19 protein-coding genes are annotated in these 18,129 nt (G+C 41.8%); all 19 read left to right on the top strand.

Annotated elements, in window-relative coordinates:
- Positions 1–77: 77 nt before the first annotated feature.
- The 19 genes from WCV88_01835 (at position 78) to ligA (ending at position 18,128) form a co-directional block, all read left to right on the top strand.
- Positions 78–269: a hypothetical protein gene (locus WCV88_01835; GenBank protein ID MFA6474924.1), complete on the top strand. Its 192-nt coding sequence runs from the start codon at positions 78–80 to the stop codon at positions 267–269.
- A 236-nt stretch (positions 270–505) separates the two neighbouring features.
- On the top strand, positions 506–733 hold the full coding sequence (locus WCV88_01830) for a hypothetical protein (GenBank protein MFA6474923.1): 228 nt from the start codon (positions 506–508) through the stop codon (positions 731–733).
- Entirely contained in the window at positions 712–1,392 is a 681-nt protein-coding gene (locus WCV88_01825) for a nucleotidyl transferase AbiEii/AbiGii toxin family protein (GenBank protein MFA6474922.1), read from the top strand. Before WCV88_01830 ends, WCV88_01825 begins: the two co-directional genes overlap by 22 nt.
- Positions 1,393–1,412: 20 nt before the next feature.
- Positions 1,413–3,884 carry a hypothetical protein gene (locus WCV88_01820; protein MFA6474921.1) on the top strand — a complete coding sequence of 824 codons (2,472 nt, stop codon included), beginning with the start codon at positions 1,413–1,415 and terminating at the stop codon, positions 3,882–3,884.
- Between the two features lie 28 nt (positions 3,885–3,912).
- Positions 3,913–5,025 (top strand): pilus assembly protein PilM, encoded by a 1,113-nt coding sequence (gene pilM / locus WCV88_01815; protein ID MFA6474920.1) that lies wholly within the window; start codon positions 3,913–3,915, stop codon positions 5,023–5,025.
- Positions 5,026–5,030: 5 nt separating this feature from the next.
- Positions 5,031–6,011: a hypothetical protein gene (locus WCV88_01810; protein MFA6474919.1), complete on the top strand. Its 981-nt coding sequence runs from the start codon at positions 5,031–5,033 to the stop codon at positions 6,009–6,011.
- On the top strand, positions 5,995–6,573 hold the full coding sequence (locus WCV88_01805) for a hypothetical protein (GenBank protein MFA6474918.1): 579 nt from the start codon (positions 5,995–5,997) through the stop codon (positions 6,571–6,573). The genes WCV88_01810 and WCV88_01805 overlap by 17 nt, the downstream gene beginning before the upstream one ends.
- The gene (locus tag WCV88_01800) at positions 6,570–7,469 is read left to right on the top strand and encodes a hypothetical protein (protein MFA6474917.1); all 900 of its coding nucleotides are present in this window, start codon (positions 6,570–6,572) and stop codon (positions 7,467–7,469) included. The genes WCV88_01805 and WCV88_01800 overlap by 4 nt, the downstream gene beginning before the upstream one ends.
- Entirely contained in the window at positions 7,459–9,177 is a 1,719-nt protein-coding gene (locus tag WCV88_01795) for a GspE/PulE family protein (protein ID MFA6474916.1), read from the top strand. Before WCV88_01800 ends, WCV88_01795 begins: the two co-directional genes overlap by 11 nt.
- Before the next feature lie 8 nt (positions 9,178–9,185).
- Complete coding sequence (locus tag WCV88_01790) at positions 9,186–10,181, top strand: ATPase, T2SS/T4P/T4SS family (protein ID MFA6474915.1); 996 nt, start codon at positions 9,186–9,188, stop codon at positions 10,179–10,181.
- A gap of 6 nt (positions 10,182–10,187) precedes the next feature.
- Complete coding sequence (locus tag WCV88_01785; GenBank protein MFA6474914.1) at positions 10,188–11,399, top strand: type II secretion system F family protein; 1,212 nt, start codon at positions 10,188–10,190, stop codon at positions 11,397–11,399.
- Positions 11,400–11,476: 77 nt separating this feature from the next.
- A complete protein-coding gene (locus WCV88_01780; GenBank protein ID MFA6474913.1) occupies positions 11,477–12,019 on the top strand; it encodes a prepilin-type N-terminal cleavage/methylation domain-containing protein in 543 nt (180 codons plus the stop codon).
- 232 nt (positions 12,020–12,251) lie between these two features.
- Entirely contained in the window at positions 12,252–12,779 is a 528-nt protein-coding gene (locus WCV88_01775; protein ID MFA6474912.1) for a prepilin-type N-terminal cleavage/methylation domain-containing protein, read from the top strand.
- A gap of 96 nt (positions 12,780–12,875) precedes the next feature.
- Positions 12,876–13,649, top strand: a complete 774-nt coding sequence (locus WCV88_01770) for a prepilin peptidase (GenBank protein ID MFA6474911.1) — start codon at positions 12,876–12,878, stop codon at positions 13,647–13,649.
- A complete protein-coding gene (locus WCV88_01765) occupies positions 13,624–14,148 on the top strand; it encodes a prepilin-type N-terminal cleavage/methylation domain-containing protein (GenBank protein MFA6474910.1) in 525 nt (174 codons plus the stop codon). The genes WCV88_01770 and WCV88_01765 overlap by 26 nt, the downstream gene beginning before the upstream one ends.
- 4 nt (positions 14,149–14,152) lie before the next feature.
- Positions 14,153–14,803 (top strand): hypothetical protein, encoded by a 651-nt coding sequence (locus WCV88_01760; GenBank protein ID MFA6474909.1) that lies wholly within the window; start codon positions 14,153–14,155, stop codon positions 14,801–14,803.
- Positions 14,790–15,341, top strand: coding sequence for a prepilin-type N-terminal cleavage/methylation domain-containing protein (locus WCV88_01755; protein ID MFA6474908.1), 552 nt, complete (start codon positions 14,790–14,792; stop codon positions 15,339–15,341). Before WCV88_01760 ends, WCV88_01755 begins: the two co-directional genes overlap by 14 nt.
- Positions 15,331–16,140 carry a hypothetical protein gene (locus WCV88_01750; protein MFA6474907.1) on the top strand — a complete coding sequence of 270 codons (810 nt, stop codon included), beginning with the start codon at positions 15,331–15,333 and terminating at the stop codon, positions 16,138–16,140. The genes WCV88_01755 and WCV88_01750 overlap by 11 nt, the downstream gene beginning before the upstream one ends.
- Positions 16,137–18,128, top strand: coding sequence for an NAD-dependent DNA ligase LigA (ligA, locus tag WCV88_01745; protein MFA6474906.1), 1,992 nt, complete (start codon positions 16,137–16,139; stop codon positions 18,126–18,128). Before WCV88_01750 ends, ligA begins: the two co-directional genes overlap by 4 nt.
- Position 18,129: the final 1 nt, after the last annotated feature.

Below are 18,129 nucleotides of genomic sequence, written 5' to 3'. Positions count from 1 at the left end.
AGTAGCTAGTAATCAAGAGGCGGTTTTTTGATTTGGTAGCCCTTGATTTATTGGGTGGTTTTTGCTAGGATGTTTTTATGACACAATTGCAACTGCAAAAAAAAGTAATGAATCTTGAAGCCGAACTGGCTGTTTTACGTGTGGCTATACAATCAGAACCAGATAATTTGATTGATGAAAGTAATTGGAAAAAAATTCAACCGACCGTTAAGGCTGTACGGGCAAAACTGTATAAGCAGCGCTATGGCAACATTGTACGCATTTATTAACATTAGATAATGATTTTTTTCAACCGGAGGTATTAGATGCGATACAATCTTATGATTTAATCATACTTAAACCGCAACAACTTATTCACAGTCTACGTGTAGATAGGGTGTAGTAGTTAGGGGAGAAGAAAGACAATAAAATATAACAACACAGCCGCCAGATGAGGCGGTTTTTTTGATTTTAAAGTCCATAATTTCTATTTGTAATTGTAGTTGAAATATGGTACAATTCATTTATGAAAATGAAGTTTAGGCAAAGCTTATTTTGGGATGTTGACCCAAAAACTATTGATCCAAAAAAACATGCTCGGTATATAATTGAACGCATCATGGATTTTGGTAATGACAAGGAAGTACGCTGGATGTGGCACAATTATACAAAACCAAAACTGCGCGATGTTGTAGTAACATCCAGATCTTTATTACCTAGAAGTCGTGCTTTATGGGAAGAAGTCGTCAAGTAATACCTCAACTGGGTCAGTGGCAGACACAAGTTTTACCAAAAGCTACTCAAAAAGCTTTACAGTATTTAGCTGGACAAGCCTGGTTGAAGCAGTCTAGTTGGTATTTAGCCGGTGGTACAGCTTTAACTTTACATTTTGGACATCGTCAGTCAGTTGATTTAGATTTTTTTACACCACAAAAGAATTTTTTAGCTCGACAACTAGTTGGTCATTTCACTGATGATATTTGGCAGGTTGACATTCTGACGGATGATACTGTTTATGGAAAACTACACGGAGCCAAAGTGAGTTTTATTGCTTATCCATTTTTTTTCCACCAACAACCATATCATTGGGTTGGGCACGTTCGAATGCTTGATCCGAAGGATATAGCGGTTATGAAAATTATCGCTATTAGCCAGCGGGGACGTAAGCGCGATTTTCTTGATTTATATTGGTATGTCAAACAGCAAGAATCTTTAACTGATATATTATTACGTTTGCCAAAACAATATCCAACGGTCGCTCATGATTATAATCATATATTAAAAAGCCTCATGTATTTTGTTGATGCCGAAGAAGATCCGATGCCACAACTATATTTTACCGTTTCATGGGAGGAGATAAAAAAATATTTTAAAAAAGAAGTCCCAAAGATTTTAAAAAGTTTTGTATTTTAAGTAATGTTTAATTTTATTTCATGAAAGTTAATTTGCACCACCTTACAGTAGGGGGGATAAGGAGGTGTTTTAGTCTGTTTATAGTAGTAATCGGATGTTTCTTTAGTTTTTCTCACCCGGTTCAAGCGGTCAACTGGAGTGATTGTGCAACTGAAAGCGGTACAACAACGATTACTAATGGTAATTTAAATTATACACTGACTCCGGTGACGGCGATTCCGGATACAACGCAGGCGTTTGTTTTAGTGCGCAGTTCTGGTGACGTCAGCGTATTTTCTACTAGCCGGCATTTGGTGACGGCCACAATTACCGGTACTGGCACAGTGCAATTTGATCGACAGAATAGTAATGGTAATGCTCAGGTGAGCTATACCATCGTGCAGTGTCGTAATAGTGATAAAATTTCTGTACAAAGAGGCACGATTACTTTAAATAGTGGAGCCAGTAGTAATACTGGTGCACTGACCACACCGGTGGTTGCTGCCAATAGTCTGGTACTGGTTTCAATTAGATCAGATGAGCCAGTGGCCAAAGATAGTTCCAGTTTAGCCACGGCTAGTTTACAGGATGATGCTACGGTGGTTGTGCAGCGGGCCACAGGCAGTACTAGCACGGTACAGGTGAATTATCAGGTGGTTGAATTTCTCACCGGTAGCGGTGTCTCAGTTCAGACTAGCGAAGTAACACTTGGTTCTGGCTCAGCTAGTACTACAACTACGTTAGCCACCGCTGTGGCGAGTGACCGAACTTGGGTATATTGTTCTTACGATGCCACTAATGATGGTTTAACTCAAACCAGTGTGGCCTGTAATTTACAAGATGCTTCTACTGTAACCGTACAAAGAGCTGCGGCTAGTGCCTACACTAACCGGGTGCGGGTTTATGCTGTTACCTGGCCAGAGAAAACTGTCACTGTTTTGACTGGAACCACTACATCTGACCCAACCGCTAGTGATGGTACGTTAGTGACTGAAGATATCGCCTTAGGTTCTACTACCGCCGCCGATCCGGTGCATTCATTTTCTTATGTTACTACCAATGTTTCAGGAACCAGTAATGACTATCCACGTAATCTGTGGTTGGATTATATCTTTGATGCTAGCACATTACGCACCAAGTTATGGCGGAGTGAAGCCGCCGGATCAACTGATGCTAATACAAAATACTGGCAGGTGATAAATTTTCCCACACCGTATCGCGCAAGTGGTTTAGGTTGGATTGGGAATTCAGTTGATGATAGTAATGGTACAGCTGTGATTAGTTTTTCTGGAACCAATTATGGGGTACGGTTAGAGCATGGTGGGTGTGGGACAGATTGTGCGGTATCTGGCCAAGCCTGGCTGAGTGATGAGATGGGCTGGATAGATTTTAGCCCAACCATGACAGGTAATCCGGCGGGGGATCCGATTGAGGGAGCACATTGGAATGAAGAAACCGGTGAGTTGTATGGCTGGGCGCGCATTCGCATGTTACGAGATTATGAGACCAGTTTGGGTCGAACCGAAGATGCTTGGGGTTGGGTTAAGTTGCAAGGGGATATATCATCCGCTGGGGCAGAATATGGTGTAAAGTTTGACGCGGATACTTTGGCTTTATCCGGCTGGGCTTGGAACGGTGATCCGGATAGCGGGTTTGGTTGGATTAAATTTGATCTAAGTACGTCAGGAATATTGGCCACTAAAGCCTGGTTAAGAACCATGCAGGGTGACGTGTATAGTTTACAAGGATTCAATGCCACCACGGCAGCACCGAGTGGCGAATATAATGCCACCTATCAGATATTAGCCAATGGATCAATTACTAACTTTTCTAATCAACCTGGTTATACTAAAAGTGAAGAAACAGATTTAACAGATTTAGGTGGTGTACCAACAAACAATACCAGAGGGGTGTATCGGGGTGATTTAGGATCATTGCATGTGAATGAATTAATTAAACAAGCTCAAGATGAGGGTACAGCAGCGCTGCCGGGTGATTGTACGGAAACTATTATTACCGGTGGGACAAATCCGTTAGGTGGAGCCGTTTATTATTGTTCTGGTAATCTCACGATAAATTCAAACCTAACATTTTATAATGGTACCGGCACAGCCGATGGCAGTGCCACATTTGTAGTGGGCGGTAATTTAATACTCAATGATAATTTAAATTATTATAACAACGCGATCGATACATCTATTGCTAATTTAGCGTCGGTTGCCTTTGTAGTGCAAGGCGGTGTGACTGTAAATCCACTTGTAACGCATTTAGTTGGTGCCTACATTGTGTTAGGGGATACCGCGTCGGATTTCTCCACCGGCGACAGTACCTTACCTTTGCGGCTCGATGGTTTAGTGATGGCGCGTAGTTTTGCTTTGCAACGCAAGGCTCTAGGTAGTACATCATCTCCACAACCCAGTGAAGATATTCATTACGATGGTCGAGTGGTGGCTAACACTCCACCGGGATTATCTGATCTGACCGCCACGTTGCCGGAGCGCACTATACAGTAATATAAAAAAATGGTATAATTTTTTCACTATGGCATTTCGTGGATCACAAACCTATATTGGTATCGACATTGGTGGGGCATCTCTGAAAATTGTTGAATTAAAGAACGAAAAAGGCCGTCCCAAACTACAAACGTATGGTTACATTGAAAAACCTACCCCAGTTTTAAAAATTGAAAGTACTGAGGCGAAACAAAAAATTGTTGAAACACTGAAAAAAGTGTTGGATAAAGCTAAAGTGAGCACTAACCAAGTGGTAGCGGCTTTACCGAGTTATACCGTGTTTTCATCGGTGATTACTTTGCCGGACATGAAAGCCAAAGAGCTTGATGCGGCGGTGCATTGGGAAGCCAAAAAGATTGTGCCCATGCCGCTGGAAAAAATGGTGTTGTCTTATGATGAATTGACTAACTATGACGATCACGAACATATTCCATCACAAAACACTCAACCAAATACTCAAACGAAAGATAGTGCCAGTACCTTAAAGTCTACTCCAAAAAAATATAAAAAGATTTTGTTAACCGCCGCGCCAGCCGATTTGGTGAATAATTATGTTGAGTTGTTCAAAATGGCCGGTTTGAATTTAGTGAAACTGGAAACTGAAGCCTTTGCTCTAGAAAGAGCCTTGGTGGGGCACGATCGGGCACCCATTATGATTGTTGATATCGGTGCCACCACCACCAGTATTAGTGTAGTAGTAGCGAGTGTACCGGTGGTGAATCGCAGTATCGATTTAGGTGGGCAAACTATTACTAAGACCATTGCCAGTAGTTTGAATGTTGATGTGGAACGGGCTGAACAATTTAAACGTGATTTTGGTTTGATTGCCACTGGTTCCAGCACTAACCAAATTCCGAAACGGATTGAATTCATGGTGTCTTCAGTGGTTACTGAAATTAATTATGTATTGAATTTGTATCACAATCAAAGTTCGGCGCGGATTGAGAAAATTATTCTCACTGGTGGTTCGGCCTGGCTACCAAATTTACCAAACTACTTAGCCCAAGTATTGAACGTTAAAGTGTTAATTGGTGATCCTTGGGCGCGGGTGATGTATCCAGTAGAGCTTAAACCGGTGTTAGCCGAAATTGGCCCACGCATGTCGATTGCGGTTGGTTTAGCCATGCGCGAAATTGTTTAACTGCTATGGCAGTGGATTTTATTAGCACAAGCAACAAACGGTCGTCAACCAAGCCTGGTGCGTATGAGGTTGAATATACCGCACCAGGTAGTACTCAACCTGTGACACCAGTTAAACCACAGCAATTACCACCGGCTCCACCGCCGCCTGTTCCGGCACCAGTAGCTTTACCAGTGGCACCGGTTCAACCAAAACCGGTGGCACTGGTTTTACCGACTCCACCTGTTCCACTAGTTCCAGTAAAACCAGTAGTGAAACCAACTCCACCGGCGGCTCCGGCGCCTACACCTATACCAGCGCCTACACCAATGGCGGCATCATCACGTCATGCCACCAATGTGGGTGAAGTTGTAGCGCAAAATGTTAGCCATATGCGTGGTGCCATGACGCAGCCGGCTGCACTGGTACCGGGAGCGATCGGTGTAAATTTACTCCCCAATTCCATTCAACAGCCACTCCAACAGCAGGCTAGTTTATATCGGTTATTGCGGCTGAGTACGGTCACGGTTTTGTTAGTCACCTTAGTGTATTTAGGTATGGTGGGGTATCAAGCGTGGTTTCTATTTAAAGCGCAAGCGGCGATTGAAGAATTGAATGTGGTTGATCAAAAAATATTAACCTACACAACATTACAAAATGAAGTGAACGCCACTAATGACACTTTAGTGGCGGTACAAGGTTTATTGGATCAGCAAATGTATTGGACACAATGGTTGCAAATGTTAGAACAAACTACTTTACCGAGTGTGGGCTATTCCGGATTTTCTGGTAATGCTAGTGGCGTTATGACTTTACAAGCTGTGGCACCAGATTTTACTACCATTACACAACAGTTGGCCGTGTGGCGGAATAATCCAGCGGTAACAGAAGTTAGTGTGACCAATGTGTCACGATCGGATAGTGGAGTGCAGTTTAATTTAAGTTTGCAGGTTGATCCAGCCGTCTTAAAATTCCAACCCAACGGAGCCTATGAACAGTCGCAGTGAACAATTTAATTTATGGTTACAGCGCTATTATAGTTATGTCGCGTTAGTATTTATTATTATTATTGTGGGTGGGTTAGGCTATGGTTTACTGTGGCCACAATATCAACGCATGCAAACGGCCGGCAGTGTGACCTATAGCAATATTATCGATATTATTAGTCAGCATCAGTTGTATGTGAAGCAATTAGACGCCATGCAAACTAATTATGAGCAACTTGATCGGAGAGTTTTTAGGGTGGTGGATGTGATATTACCAGCGCAGTACAGCGAAGGGTTAGTTTATGCTGAAATGGAACAATTATTATCGGGTACTCAGTTTGTGGTTGATAGTGTCAACGTTTCAGCCACACCTAATGAACCACCAACTATCTATGAGCCGGTCACTCTTAGTCTTAATGTGACGGCGACGTCTGAAGAGGTAACATATGAAGATTTTAAAGCCCTCGTTCGTCACTTGGAACAATATCCACATTTGATGACACTGGATAGTTTGGCTTACAGCCCGGGCACAACGAGCTTTACATTTGTGTTAAAAACTTATCAACGCACACCCACCTTATGAGTGTCCAACGCCGCGTTCATTTTTTACGCTGGAGCGTGATTCTACTCATGACCGTGAGCTTGTTAGCGGCAGGGATTGGTGGGGTGCAACTGTATTTGTTGCGCCGAGCCGATCAGTTTAATGTTATTCAGCAAACAGCGCCCACGGCCACGCAAGCTCAAGTTGTCAGCAATTTACCGGTGGCCAATGTTTTATCCGGACAGTGGTTTGATCATCAAGGAAATTATTCACCGGATTTTGCTAAACAAATGTCTGGTATTGCCAATAAGATTGGAGTGCCTTTGCCGCCAACCCAAATTTCAGCCCTGGATACAAAATTGGGCAACCGCGTGCTAATTCAATGGTCGGTACCATTAGGGCAAGATTATACTGGCATCGAAATAAAGCGTGATGAACAAGTTATTGTCACCGATGGTTTGGGCAAACAAGGTAGTTATTTTGATACTACAATTATAAATAATACTAAATATTCTTATACATTAAGATCTTATAATCTGGATGCCACTAGTACAAAAGTTTACTCTGAGTGGAGTAGTCCAGTGACAGTTATTCCAACTGATGTCACACCACCGGCGGCACCATTAGTAGTATCAGTTGTATCTGATACTACAGACACAGCCTTATTGATCACTTGGCAAGCCAGCCAAAGCAGTGATGTCACGGCTTATCGCTTATATCGGTCAACCACCGCCGGCCAATTAGGCCAAATGTTAGTGGAAACCACAATTGATGTTTGGTCAGCCCGTGATACCAATGTCACACCCGGGGTATCATATTATTACACCGTTACAGCCTTAGATCAGGCCAAGAACGAATCGACTAAAAGTATTATGACTACTCAACCAGGGCACGCCGCACCATTTTTGACGCCAGAGAAAACACCCAATGCCGAATAATTTCATCACTTCAGTTTTACAGTACCTGTTGGCGCAACATATTATTACGGCCATACCGACCGGTACGGATCAAGCTGAAATTTTAGCTAAACTAGAGACGAATCATTTAGCGACAGCTGAACAAGTGGCTCAAGCCAAAGCGGCTGTTTTGAGTATCCAATATGTCAATTTAGAAGGGCAGCAGGTACCAACCGATGTCTTACACGTTATTCCACCGGAGATTGCGGAAAATTATCAGTTGGTGCCGTTTAAACTAGAGGGTGGAATAGTTAGTGTGGCGTGTGTTAATCCGGAAGATTTTCGCGCAGTGGAGGTGTTAGATTTTATTGGTCGGCAAGAGCGACTGCGGTTTCAATATTTCAGTGCCACGACAGAATCGGTGCGACAGGTATTACATCAATATGGCAATATGGATAGTTCTGTGCAGCAAGCCATTGCCAATACCACGACTGATGATGTGGATTTAACGAGTGAAACTGAAGTGGCAGCGGGTGAAGTGATGCACACAGCACCGGTGACTAAAATGGTTCAAGTGATTCTAAAACATGCCATTGAAGGGAAAGCCTCGGATGTACACATTGAACCAGTCGGTAAAGAATCACGCGTGCGTTACCGCATGGATGGGGTGCTGCATACCTCATTGGTGTTGCCCTTAAAAGTACATAAATCATTAATTGCGCGTATTAAAGTATTATCTAATATGAAATTAGATGAAACCCGTTTACCGCAAGATGGGCGTTTCAAAATGCGCTTTGATGGACGCGATATCGAATTTCGGGTCTCGACTTTACCATTACTGGATAATGAGAAAGTGGTGATGCGTATTTTGGATACTTCAGCCAGTGTGGTGACTTTACAGAATCTTGGTTTTACCGATCATAGTTTAGATCGCATCAATAAACATTTACTTGATCCACACGGTTTAATTTTAGTCACCGGCCCAACCGGGTCTGGTAAAAGTACCTCACTGTATTCCATGTTGGTGATGTTAAACCAAGAGGGGGTGAATATCATTACTTTAGAAGACCCGGTGGAGTATAATCTACCTGGTATTGCGCAATCACAGATGCGTCCGGAAATTGGTTTAACCTTTGCCAATGGTTTACGCTCCGTGTTGCGGCAGGATCCAGACGTGATTATGGTGGGAGAAATTCGTGATAACGAAACCGCCGAGTTAGCCATTCACGCGGCTCTAACCGGCCATAAAGTTTTATCCACTTTGCACACTAATGATGCCTTTGGCGCGATTCCACGTTTGGTTGATATGGCCGTAGAACCTTTCTTGGTGGCTAGTGCCCTCAGCTTGATTGTAGCGCAACGGTTGGTGCGAAAAATTTGTGAACATTGCAAACAACCCATTACGGTCGATAAAAATCGCGCAACGGAAATGATGGCCGAAATAAAAACCATGCCCATCAGTTACTTACCGAGAGATGTAACATTATTGCCGCCGTTTAAACTGTATCAAGGTAAAGGCTGTAGTTTCTGTGAGGATAGTGGGTATCATGGTCGGATTGCGATTTGTGAAGTTTTAGAAAACACACCCTCATTACGTAAATTAATTAGTGATGGTGGTGTCAACGATGCCGATCAGATTAGTGCCGAGCAAAAGGCTCAGGGTATGTTCACAATTCGCCAAGATGGTTTAATTAAAGCGCTGCGTGGGTTGACCACGCTGGAGGAAGTTTGGAATGCTACTAAAATATAACACATAATATGCCAGGTTTACTTGATACCACAACTGAATTACGTCTGACCAAATTGCTAGCTAGTGTAGCTGAATACAAAGCCTCTGATTTGCATTTAACCGTCGCTAATCCACCTAGTCTGCGTATTGCCGGACGTATCCAACCTTTAACCAGTGAACCATTATTAACGAATGATTTTATTATTACTGTGGTGCAAGCCCTACTATCCGATCAACAGTGGGAACAATTTCAGTTAAAGAAAGATATTTTAGTAACATTAACCTTTAAAGGTAAGACACGGTATAAATTTCACGCCTATGCCCAGCAGGGGAATATCAGTGCCAGTTTTCGTTTAATACCGGCTGTGGTGCAACCCTTAACACGTTGGACAATTCATGATGCCGTAAAACAATGTGTCTCCATAAAACAAGGTTTGATTGTTGTAGCCGGAACATACGGCACGGGTAAAAGCACCCTGGTATCTGGTATGGTTGAAGAATACAACCAGACATTAGCGGCACACATTATGACCTTCGAACAGCCGATTGAATATCGTTTTACCGACAATAAATCAATCATTGAGCAAGTGGAAGTGGGCACAGATGTGTCAGATATGCCGAGTGCTTTATCCAGATTATATCAAGAAGATATAGATATCGTGACAGTTAATGTACCGATTGATGCCAGTGTTGTGCGGACAGTTCTACAGATCGTGCAATCAGGTAAATTAGTTATCTTAGAAGTATTGTCACCAAATGTTGCCTCTGCTTTATCAAGCATTGTAAATTGTTTCCGGATGGATGAACAAGCCAGTATTCGGGAAGTTTTAAGTAATCAATTAGAAGCGGTGATAGCGCTAAAACAAACCAATGTCGGGGGACAAGTGACCATCGCCTGTGAAGTACTGCGCAAAAATGCCGCTACGATAACAGTTATTAAAAAAGATTCATTTGATAAAATCGGTATGTTGATTGAAAGTGGCCGGAATGATGGTATGATAACCTTTGATCAATCATTGACTTAACATAATATGGCACTGTTTGTTTATAAAGCGCGCTCGGCTCAAGGTCAATTAACCAAAGGGGTGATTGAAGCACCAAGTTTAGATGTGGCTAACGAAGAATTACGTGAACGGCAACTGATTGTTATCGAATTAGCTGAACGTTCCACAATCACACTAGCGGAACGATGGGAACAGTTTTCGCACCGCATTTCCGTGCGGGATATCACTTTTTTTGCCAGACAATTATCAGTTTTAATTAATGCTACTGTGCCAGTAGTGCGCGCTCTAAAAATATTAACTCGCCAAACGGAAAATAATTTCTTAAAAAAGATTATCGCTGATGTCGCCTCTGAAGTGGATGGGGGTGCTAAGTTATCCACCGCGATGGGGAAGTATCCAAAAGTGTTTGATCAATTTTTTACCCACATGATTCGCGCCGGTGAAACCACTGGCCGGTTGGATGAGGTCTTTGAGTATTTAGCTACGCAAAAAGAAAAAGATTACGCTCTCATGAGTCGGGTGCGCGGGGCCATGATTTATCCGGCGTTTATTATTAGTGTGATGTTGGCGGTGGGCGTTATCATGTTAATTTATGTTGTTCCGCCCATTACAGAAATTATTACCCAAAGCGGTGCCAAAATACCTTTACCAACCCAGATTATGATTGGAGCGAGTTATGCTTTACAACATTTTTGGTGGTTAATATTAATACTTGTCGTGGGTACGGTGGTGGGTTTCAGATTTTTTATCAGTACCGAGAGCGGTCGTTATTCGGTTGATTATTTCAAAATCAAAGCGCCTATTATTGGACCGATTTATCAGCGTATTGTGCTCGGTCGGTTTGCCATCAGTTTATCCAATTTACTCAGCAGTGGTGTGCCCTTACCAACGGCTCTTAATATTGTGGCTGATATTGTCAGTAATTCTGTGTATAAAGATTTAATAATTCATACTATCAAGGAAGTTGAAGCCGGTAACGCTATCTCGGCGTCTTTTTTAAAGAGCACCGTCATTCCGCCCATGGTGGCACAGATGATGAGTGTCGGTGAAGAAACCGGCAAGCTTGATGCTATCTTAATGAAGTTAGGCAATTTTTATGTGCAAGAGGTTGATACTAGTTTGAGTAATATCACCAGTTTAATCGAACCGATTATTATTATCACTCTTGGGGTAGGGGCATTCATTATGGTCTATGGGATTTTAGCGCCAATTTATGGTGCCACCAATACCATTTCCTAAGGCGGACTATTGCTTAGGTTTAAGCGGTATGGTATACTATCGATATATTAACTAATCAAATCCTTAATAAATTTGCTATGACAATAAGTCGTACACAAACAAATGAACAAGGTTTTACCTTGATCGAACTTTTAATCGTTATCGCGATTATCGGTTTATTAGCCACCTTAGCCATCGTGTCGTTAACCACGGCGCAACGTAAAGCCCGTGACACCAAACGTTTAGCTGATGTGAAACAACTACAGAATGCTGTGGAGTTGTTTTATAGTGAAAGTTCAGCTTATCCATTAAGCACAGATACTACTAACGAAACATGGACTGAATTCGGGTCTACAACTGGCATTGGTAATTACATTACTAATATACCGGTTGATCCAACAAATAGTGGTACATCAATATATACGTATGGTGCTAACTCAGTCGGTACAGAGTATTTTATCGGTGCTAAGTTAGAAGATACCAGTCACACTGCTTTAAGTGGAGATGATGATGGTAGTTATATAGTCGGCACTACTGCAGGCTGGCTTGCCGGTGTTGATTATGTATCATCTAATGATACTGGCGCTACTGACTTGAACACATTTAGTTGTGCCGATCCAATCTATTGTGCTTCTGAGTGATGTTTAATAAATAATGTCATCAAGTGTACAGAGACGTCCCGGTGGGGCGTCTCTGTTGGTTTTTGTGGGAAAGGATCGCTGAATAGATGAATAAGACATGAAAACGCTGAAAAAGAATGTAATATAAATAAATCTTCTTCAGCGTTTTCAGACCCTTCATCTTTTCAGCGATCCTTTTGTCTTTTTCACATTTATGCTATAATCACAGCAATTAATCAATAACAAATCTGTTATGACCTTTAAGAGGACACAAACTGACCAAACTCAAGGTTTTACCTTGATCGAACTTTTAATCGTGATCGCGATTATTGGTTTATTAGCCACTTTAGCTATAGTTTCATTAACTACGGCGCAACGTAAAGCGCGGGATACCAAACGGTTAGCTGATGTGAAACAAATTCAGAATGCGGTAGAGATATATTATAGAGAAAACAACACTTACCCATTAACCGATGATGTTAATAACACCACCTGGACTGAATTTGGCACATCACTCGATCCTTACACAACCGCTTTACCAATCGATCCGACTAATACTAGCCCATATGTATACACTTATGGCACTAATGCAGCCGGAATCGAGTATTTTGTCGCGGTAGAATTAGAACAAACTGATCATAATGCCTTAAATGGTGATGATGATAACGCCTATGCCGTTGCTGATGCTGGTTGGGAAGCCCCAGTCAGTTTTATATCATCTGATGGTAACAGTGCCGTCGCATTAGATTGTGTCGATCCAATGTATTGTTTGTCGGATTAAGAAATCCAAATATTAATAAAACCAGTAGAGACATGCCATGGCATGTCTCTACTGGTTTTTCGCCTCCCTAATGATTTTATGTGGTATAATCTCCTCATGGATATAACCATTTTTGTCATCGTTTTTTTGGCTCTAACCGGTTTGGCCATTGGCAGTTTTGTAAATGCAACAGTATTACGGATCAATCAATCCCAATCATTACAGGGTCGATCACAGTGTCCACATTGCCATCACACTTTATATTGGTATACCTTAATACCGTTATTATCATACATTGGATTACGCGGGAGATGTTTATTTTGTCAGCAATCAATTTCCGTACAGTATCCATTAGTTGAAGCGGTAACAGCCGGATTATTTATTTTATTAGGGATATTTTTTTATACCGACCCCGTCCGTCTAACTATTTACTTGATTTTAGTATCAATTTGTCTAGCTATATTTTTATCGGATTATCTGTTTAGTACCATACCAGATGTTTTTTCTCTATCTGGTATGGTTATTGCTCTAATTGGTCAGGTGTTGTTGGGTGGGTCTATGTTTGATATTGGTGTGGGTGTGGCTTTAGGTGGTGGAATATTTTTGGCACAATATGTGTTATCAAAAGGTCGGTGGGTGGGGAGTGGGGATATTCGTTTAGGAGTGATGTTGGGTGTGATGTTAGCCTGGCCAAACATTGTGGTCTGTTTGTTTTTAGCGTACGTCGCTGGAGCGTTGGTAGCCTTACCATTATTATTAATAAAATCAAAAAAAATGGGTGATGCATTACCATTCGGCACATTTTTAACCGGAGCCGGTGTTGTAGCACTTTTATGGGGTAATCAAATAGTTCACTGGTATTTGTATGCATTTCTTAAATTGCCAATCTAAACATCAACCCAGTGGGTTCACTATAGTTGAGTTAGTTGTCACACTGGCGATTTTAATTGTGATAACATTGGGCGTTGTTATGCAGGTGAGGCGTTTATCTCCCTCCCAAGCTTTGGAAAATGGTAGTGATGTAGTGCGTGCCGAATTGATTTTAGCCAGAACCAAAGCCTTTACCGGGCAAAGCTGTTGTGGTGGTATTATGCCCACCGCTTATGGTATATCTATTACATTAGGTAGCAGCACCGTACAACAAATAGCCGATACAACTACACTCAGTACTACCATTTTACAGGATAATGTCATTGTTTTATCGTGTGAGCAAAATGGCGATGTCAGTACAACAGGTGATTGTATAATAAAATTTAATACCAGTTCAGACCATAGTGTATTGTATAACGGTGGATTAGACCCGAATACCATTATCCTCACTGTCCGTGAACCAAAATCTATGACTGTTTCTACAATTAAAGTATATCCAGCGGTGGCTGTGATAGAATAAAGTTATGCATCGTTCTCTCTCAGTTGGTCAAACATTAATTGAAGTGTTATTATCGATTACTATTATTATCACCGGTTTGGTGACATTAATCACCACTTTAGTTAATGCGCAAGCCTCTTCAAATACTACGGTACAAGATGTCGTAGCTTTATATTTGGCGCGTGAAAATGTGGAAGCGGTACGGTTTATTCGAGATAGTAATTGGCTAAAGCGAGACAATGGTCTAACGGTTGTGTATGATGATGGGCTGCATAGTGGCACTGAAACAGATGATTATACTGGTATCTATTTATGGAAACAAACTTTAAGTGATCCTGGAACGGCTCTGAGTTTAGATTTTACATCAGATAGTATTACAGCGACACAAGCGACTATTTATCAAAATGGAGCGGGGCTCTATCGTCAATTTTTGGCTCCGCCCGGAAGTGGTTGGACAACCACACCGTATCGTCGGTTTGTCACCCTTTATCCGATCTGTTCAACCGATGGTGGTGTGACACAAGTTTTATTATCGGCTGACGAGCAAAATTGTGGTTCGTTATCGCAGCAGATTGGCATACAAGTAAAAGCCGAAGTACAATGGGAGAGTCATGGTAGTACCCACAGTCGGGTGATTGAAGAACAGTTATATGATTGGAAATATGCACAATCGTAAAGGGTTTACCTTGGTTGAATTACTCGTTGCGGCGGCGCTGTTTGCTACGGTGATGGCTGTCACGGTTAATTTATTTATTTTAGCATTACGTAAACCACTCACTGGGATTGATACTCAACATGTGCAAGAAGAGATGAATTTTTTTCTAGAAACTTTAGCCAGTCAAATGACTAGCGCTGAAATATCCTATTCTAGTTATACAATTATACCACTGGTGAATCCGGTGAATGATCTGTACTTAGCTGTGTCAGACACCGGTGGGGTGGTAACATATCGCTATTTTTTAATGGGTGGCCAGGTGATCAGAAAAAATGTGGCGACTGATATAGACACACCGATCACAACTTCCGTGCATAACGATGTAGTGATCGATGCTTTGTCTTTCTATATTTACCCCCAGACTAATCCAACTGATCCAACCTTGAATATTAATTATCAGCCAAGTGTCATGATATTAATCACCGGACATAGTGTCAAAGATGCGAGCCAAATATATAAATTACAGACATTTTTAACCACCAGACAGTATGCTCGTTAAACGTTCCGGTTCCACTATTATCTTCGTACTGATGGTTATGTTAATAGCCATGGTTATTACCACTACTGTGGTGACAGTCATTTTAAATAATGTGCGCACCACAACTGCCTATAATGAGCATGCGCGCGCCACCTTTGCCATGGAAAGTGGTTTAGAAAGAGGCTTGTATTATTTACAATATGCGCGTAATGCTAAAACGATCGATGCTACTACTGGATTAGCTACCATCGCCGATTTTACTAGTACGTTATCGAATGCTTCCAGTTACACTCTCACTACTAGTTTTGTGTCAGATCATAGTTATGATTTAGCCCAGAATGAGGTGGTGCAATGGGATGTGAGTGACGGTTCTCAACCAATTGCTAATATGGCTAATCTTGCCATTACTTGGGTAGAAAGTAGTTCGTGCGATGCCGGTCTGTCACATGCTGAAGTAAGTTATTCCAGTTGGACAGAAGATACTTGGATTGATATTTCTAAACCAACCATGCCAATCACACACTATGAAGTACCATGTACTGGTACAGCACCAGTATGTGACGGATATACTTTGGAGGTTGATAGTAATTACCTCTACAAAGTCCGGGTTAAAGCCATGACCTGCCCGATCACAGCTGTCTTAGTTACTCCGTTAGACAGCGGTGGTTTACCTTTAACGCTCAAAAATTATGTGCAGATTGATAGTACGGGGACATATGCGAAAAGCCAATCCCAGGGGAGCGTGACCGCACCGTGGAATACAACGTTGAATCCGTATCTTGATTTTGTTTTATTCTCTGAACAAACTGTCACCAAATGAACCAAACCGCCGCTCAGCAAAGAATCAATCAACTCAAACACGAGATTGAACAGCAACGCTATTTGTATCATGTGTTGGATAAACCAGCTCTGTCTGAAGCAGCCTTGGATTCCTTAAAACATGAATTAACCCAATTAGAGCAACAGTTTCCGGAATACCTAACACCAGATTCTCCCAGCCAACGGGTGGGTGGTCAGCCGCTACCAGACTTTAAAAAAGTTACTCATAGTCAGGCGATGTTATCTTTAAATGATGTTTTTTCTATAGAAGAATTAAGTGATTGGGAGATAAAAATAAAAAAATTAGTCTCCGGTGACATTAGTTATTATGCTGAAATTAAAATGGATGGCTTAGCCGTGAATCTGCGTTATGAGCATGGTATGTTTATACAGGGAGCCACGCGGGGAGATGGAAAAATCGGTGAAGATGTCACTGCCAATTTGAAAACCATCGAGTCGATTCCACTAAAATTACACGGGGAATTTCCGGCGGTGTTAGAAGTGCGCGGAGAAGTGTATATGACGAAACAACAATTTGAACACCTCAATAAAACCAGTGTGGAAAAATTTGCTAATCCACGCAATGTGTCAGCTGGCAGCATTAGGCAGCTCGATCCAACTATTGCGGCCAGCCGTAAGTTATCTTTTATGGCCTATGATTGCGTGACTGATCTAGGTTTAAAATTACACTCGGATGTGCACGCGGCGTTGGTTAAATTTGGTTTTCCATCTAACCCGCATAATGTTTTATGTGCTAATTTAGAACAGGTAAAAAAATATCATAGTCAAATAATAAAAAAACGGGATAAATTACCGTACTGGACTGATGGCATAGTGGTGAATATCGATCAGTTAGCTGTGTTTAAACAGTTGGGTGTAGTCGGAAAAGCACCACGTGGAGCGATTGCTTATAAATTTCCAGCTGAACAAGCCACTACTGTTGTGGAAGATATTCAGGTGCAAGTGGGCCGCACCGGAGCACTTACTCCGGTGGCACATTTGCGCCCTGTGTTTGTCGCTGGTTCAACTGTGTCGCGCGCTACTTTACATAATGCCGATGAGATTGAACGTTTAGATGTGCGGGTGGGGGACACGGTCATAATTCAAAAAGCGGGTGATATTATCCCAGAAGTAGTTCAAACCTTACCAAATTTGCGCGCTAAAAAAAGTCAGCCATTTCAGTTTCCAAAACTGTGTCCGGCCTGTGGTGCTAAAGTTGGGCGAACAGACGGGGAGGTGGCGTATTATTGCACCAATCCAAAATGTTTTGCTCAGGAGCGTGAACGTTTATATCATTTTGTCTCAAAGGGCGGATTTGACATTGAGGGCTTAGGACCAAAAATAATCGATCAATTAGTTGCGGCTGGCTTAGTGAAGAATTTTGCTGATCTGTTTACATTAACCATTGGTGACGTTGAACCATTAGATCGCTTTGCAGAAAAATCGGCGGTTAATTTAATCAGCGAGATTCAAGCGAAACGAACAGTACCCCTGGCCAGATTTTTATATGCTTTGGGTATTCGTCATGTTGGTGAGGAAACGGCGGTTATATTGGCGAATCATTTTGGAACCATCCCGGTCGATACGATCCCTGTAGAGACGTTGCATGCAACGTCTCTACAGGGGATTCCCGGTATCGGTACTATTGTTTCCCAAAGCATTTATGAATATTTTAATGATAAAAAAAACCAAAATAATCTAAATGAATTATTGAAATATGTCACATTGCAAAAACCAGCATCAGGTAAAGACGCGAAATTTCGCGTCTTTACAAATAAAACGTTTGTTGTAACAGGCACTTTACAAGGGTATTCACGTGATGGTATCAAACAGGTAATAAGAGATCATGGTGGAAAAATCTCCAGTAGTGTTAGCACTAAAACTGATTTTGTTGTAGCCGGTACCGAACCAGGTTCAAAGTATGACAAAGCCAAGCAATTAGGGGTTAAAATTATAAACGAGACACAATTTAAAGATATGCTATACTAGT

Source organism: Patescibacteria group bacterium (assembly GCA_041665365.1).
Taxonomy (GTDB): domain Bacteria; phylum Patescibacteriota; class Patescibacteriia; order UBA9570; family UBA9570; genus UBA9570.
This window is presented reverse-complemented; position numbering and strand designations above follow the sequence as displayed.

Coding starts and splice junctions, on each gene's coding strand:
- WCV88_01800 (MFA6474917.1), top strand. CDS start 6,570: ATGAGTGTCCAACGCCGCGTTCATTTTTTACGCTGGAGCGTGATTCTA.
- WCV88_01810 (MFA6474919.1), top strand. CDS start 5,031: ATGGCAGTGGATTTTATTAGCACAAGCAACAAACGGTCGTCAACCAAG.
- WCV88_01765 (MFA6474910.1), top strand. CDS start 13,624: ATGCATTTCTTAAATTGCCAATCTAAACATCAACCCAGTGGGTTCACT.
- WCV88_01835 (MFA6474924.1), top strand. CDS start 78: ATGACACAATTGCAACTGCAAAAAAAAGTAATGAATCTTGAAGCCGAA.
- WCV88_01770 (MFA6474911.1), top strand. CDS start 12,876: ATGGATATAACCATTTTTGTCATCGTTTTTTTGGCTCTAACCGGTTTG.
- WCV88_01750 (MFA6474907.1), top strand. CDS start 15,331: ATGCTCGTTAAACGTTCCGGTTCCACTATTATCTTCGTACTGATGGTT.
- WCV88_01785 (MFA6474914.1), top strand. CDS start 10,188: ATGGCACTGTTTGTTTATAAAGCGCGCTCGGCTCAAGGTCAATTAACC.
- WCV88_01795 (MFA6474916.1), top strand. CDS start 7,459: ATGCCGAATAATTTCATCACTTCAGTTTTACAGTACCTGTTGGCGCAA.
- WCV88_01830 (MFA6474923.1), top strand. CDS start 506: ATGAAAATGAAGTTTAGGCAAAGCTTATTTTGGGATGTTGACCCAAAA.
- ligA (MFA6474906.1), top strand. CDS start 16,137: ATGAACCAAACCGCCGCTCAGCAAAGAATCAATCAACTCAAACACGAG.
- WCV88_01780 (MFA6474913.1), top strand. CDS start 11,477: ATGACAATAAGTCGTACACAAACAAATGAACAAGGTTTTACCTTGATC.
- WCV88_01820 (MFA6474921.1), top strand. CDS start 1,413: ATGAAAGTTAATTTGCACCACCTTACAGTAGGGGGGATAAGGAGGTGT.
- WCV88_01825 (MFA6474922.1), top strand. CDS start 712: ATGGGAAGAAGTCGTCAAGTAATACCTCAACTGGGTCAGTGGCAGACA.
- WCV88_01760 (MFA6474909.1), top strand. CDS start 14,153: ATGCATCGTTCTCTCTCAGTTGGTCAAACATTAATTGAAGTGTTATTA.
- WCV88_01805 (MFA6474918.1), top strand. CDS start 5,995: ATGAACAGTCGCAGTGAACAATTTAATTTATGGTTACAGCGCTATTAT.
- WCV88_01755 (MFA6474908.1), top strand. CDS start 14,790: ATGCACAATCGTAAAGGGTTTACCTTGGTTGAATTACTCGTTGCGGCG.
- pilM (MFA6474920.1), top strand. CDS start 3,913: ATGGCATTTCGTGGATCACAAACCTATATTGGTATCGACATTGGTGGG.
- WCV88_01790 (MFA6474915.1), top strand. CDS start 9,186: ATGCCAGGTTTACTTGATACCACAACTGAATTACGTCTGACCAAATTG.
- WCV88_01775 (MFA6474912.1), top strand. CDS start 12,252: ATGACCTTTAAGAGGACACAAACTGACCAAACTCAAGGTTTTACCTTG.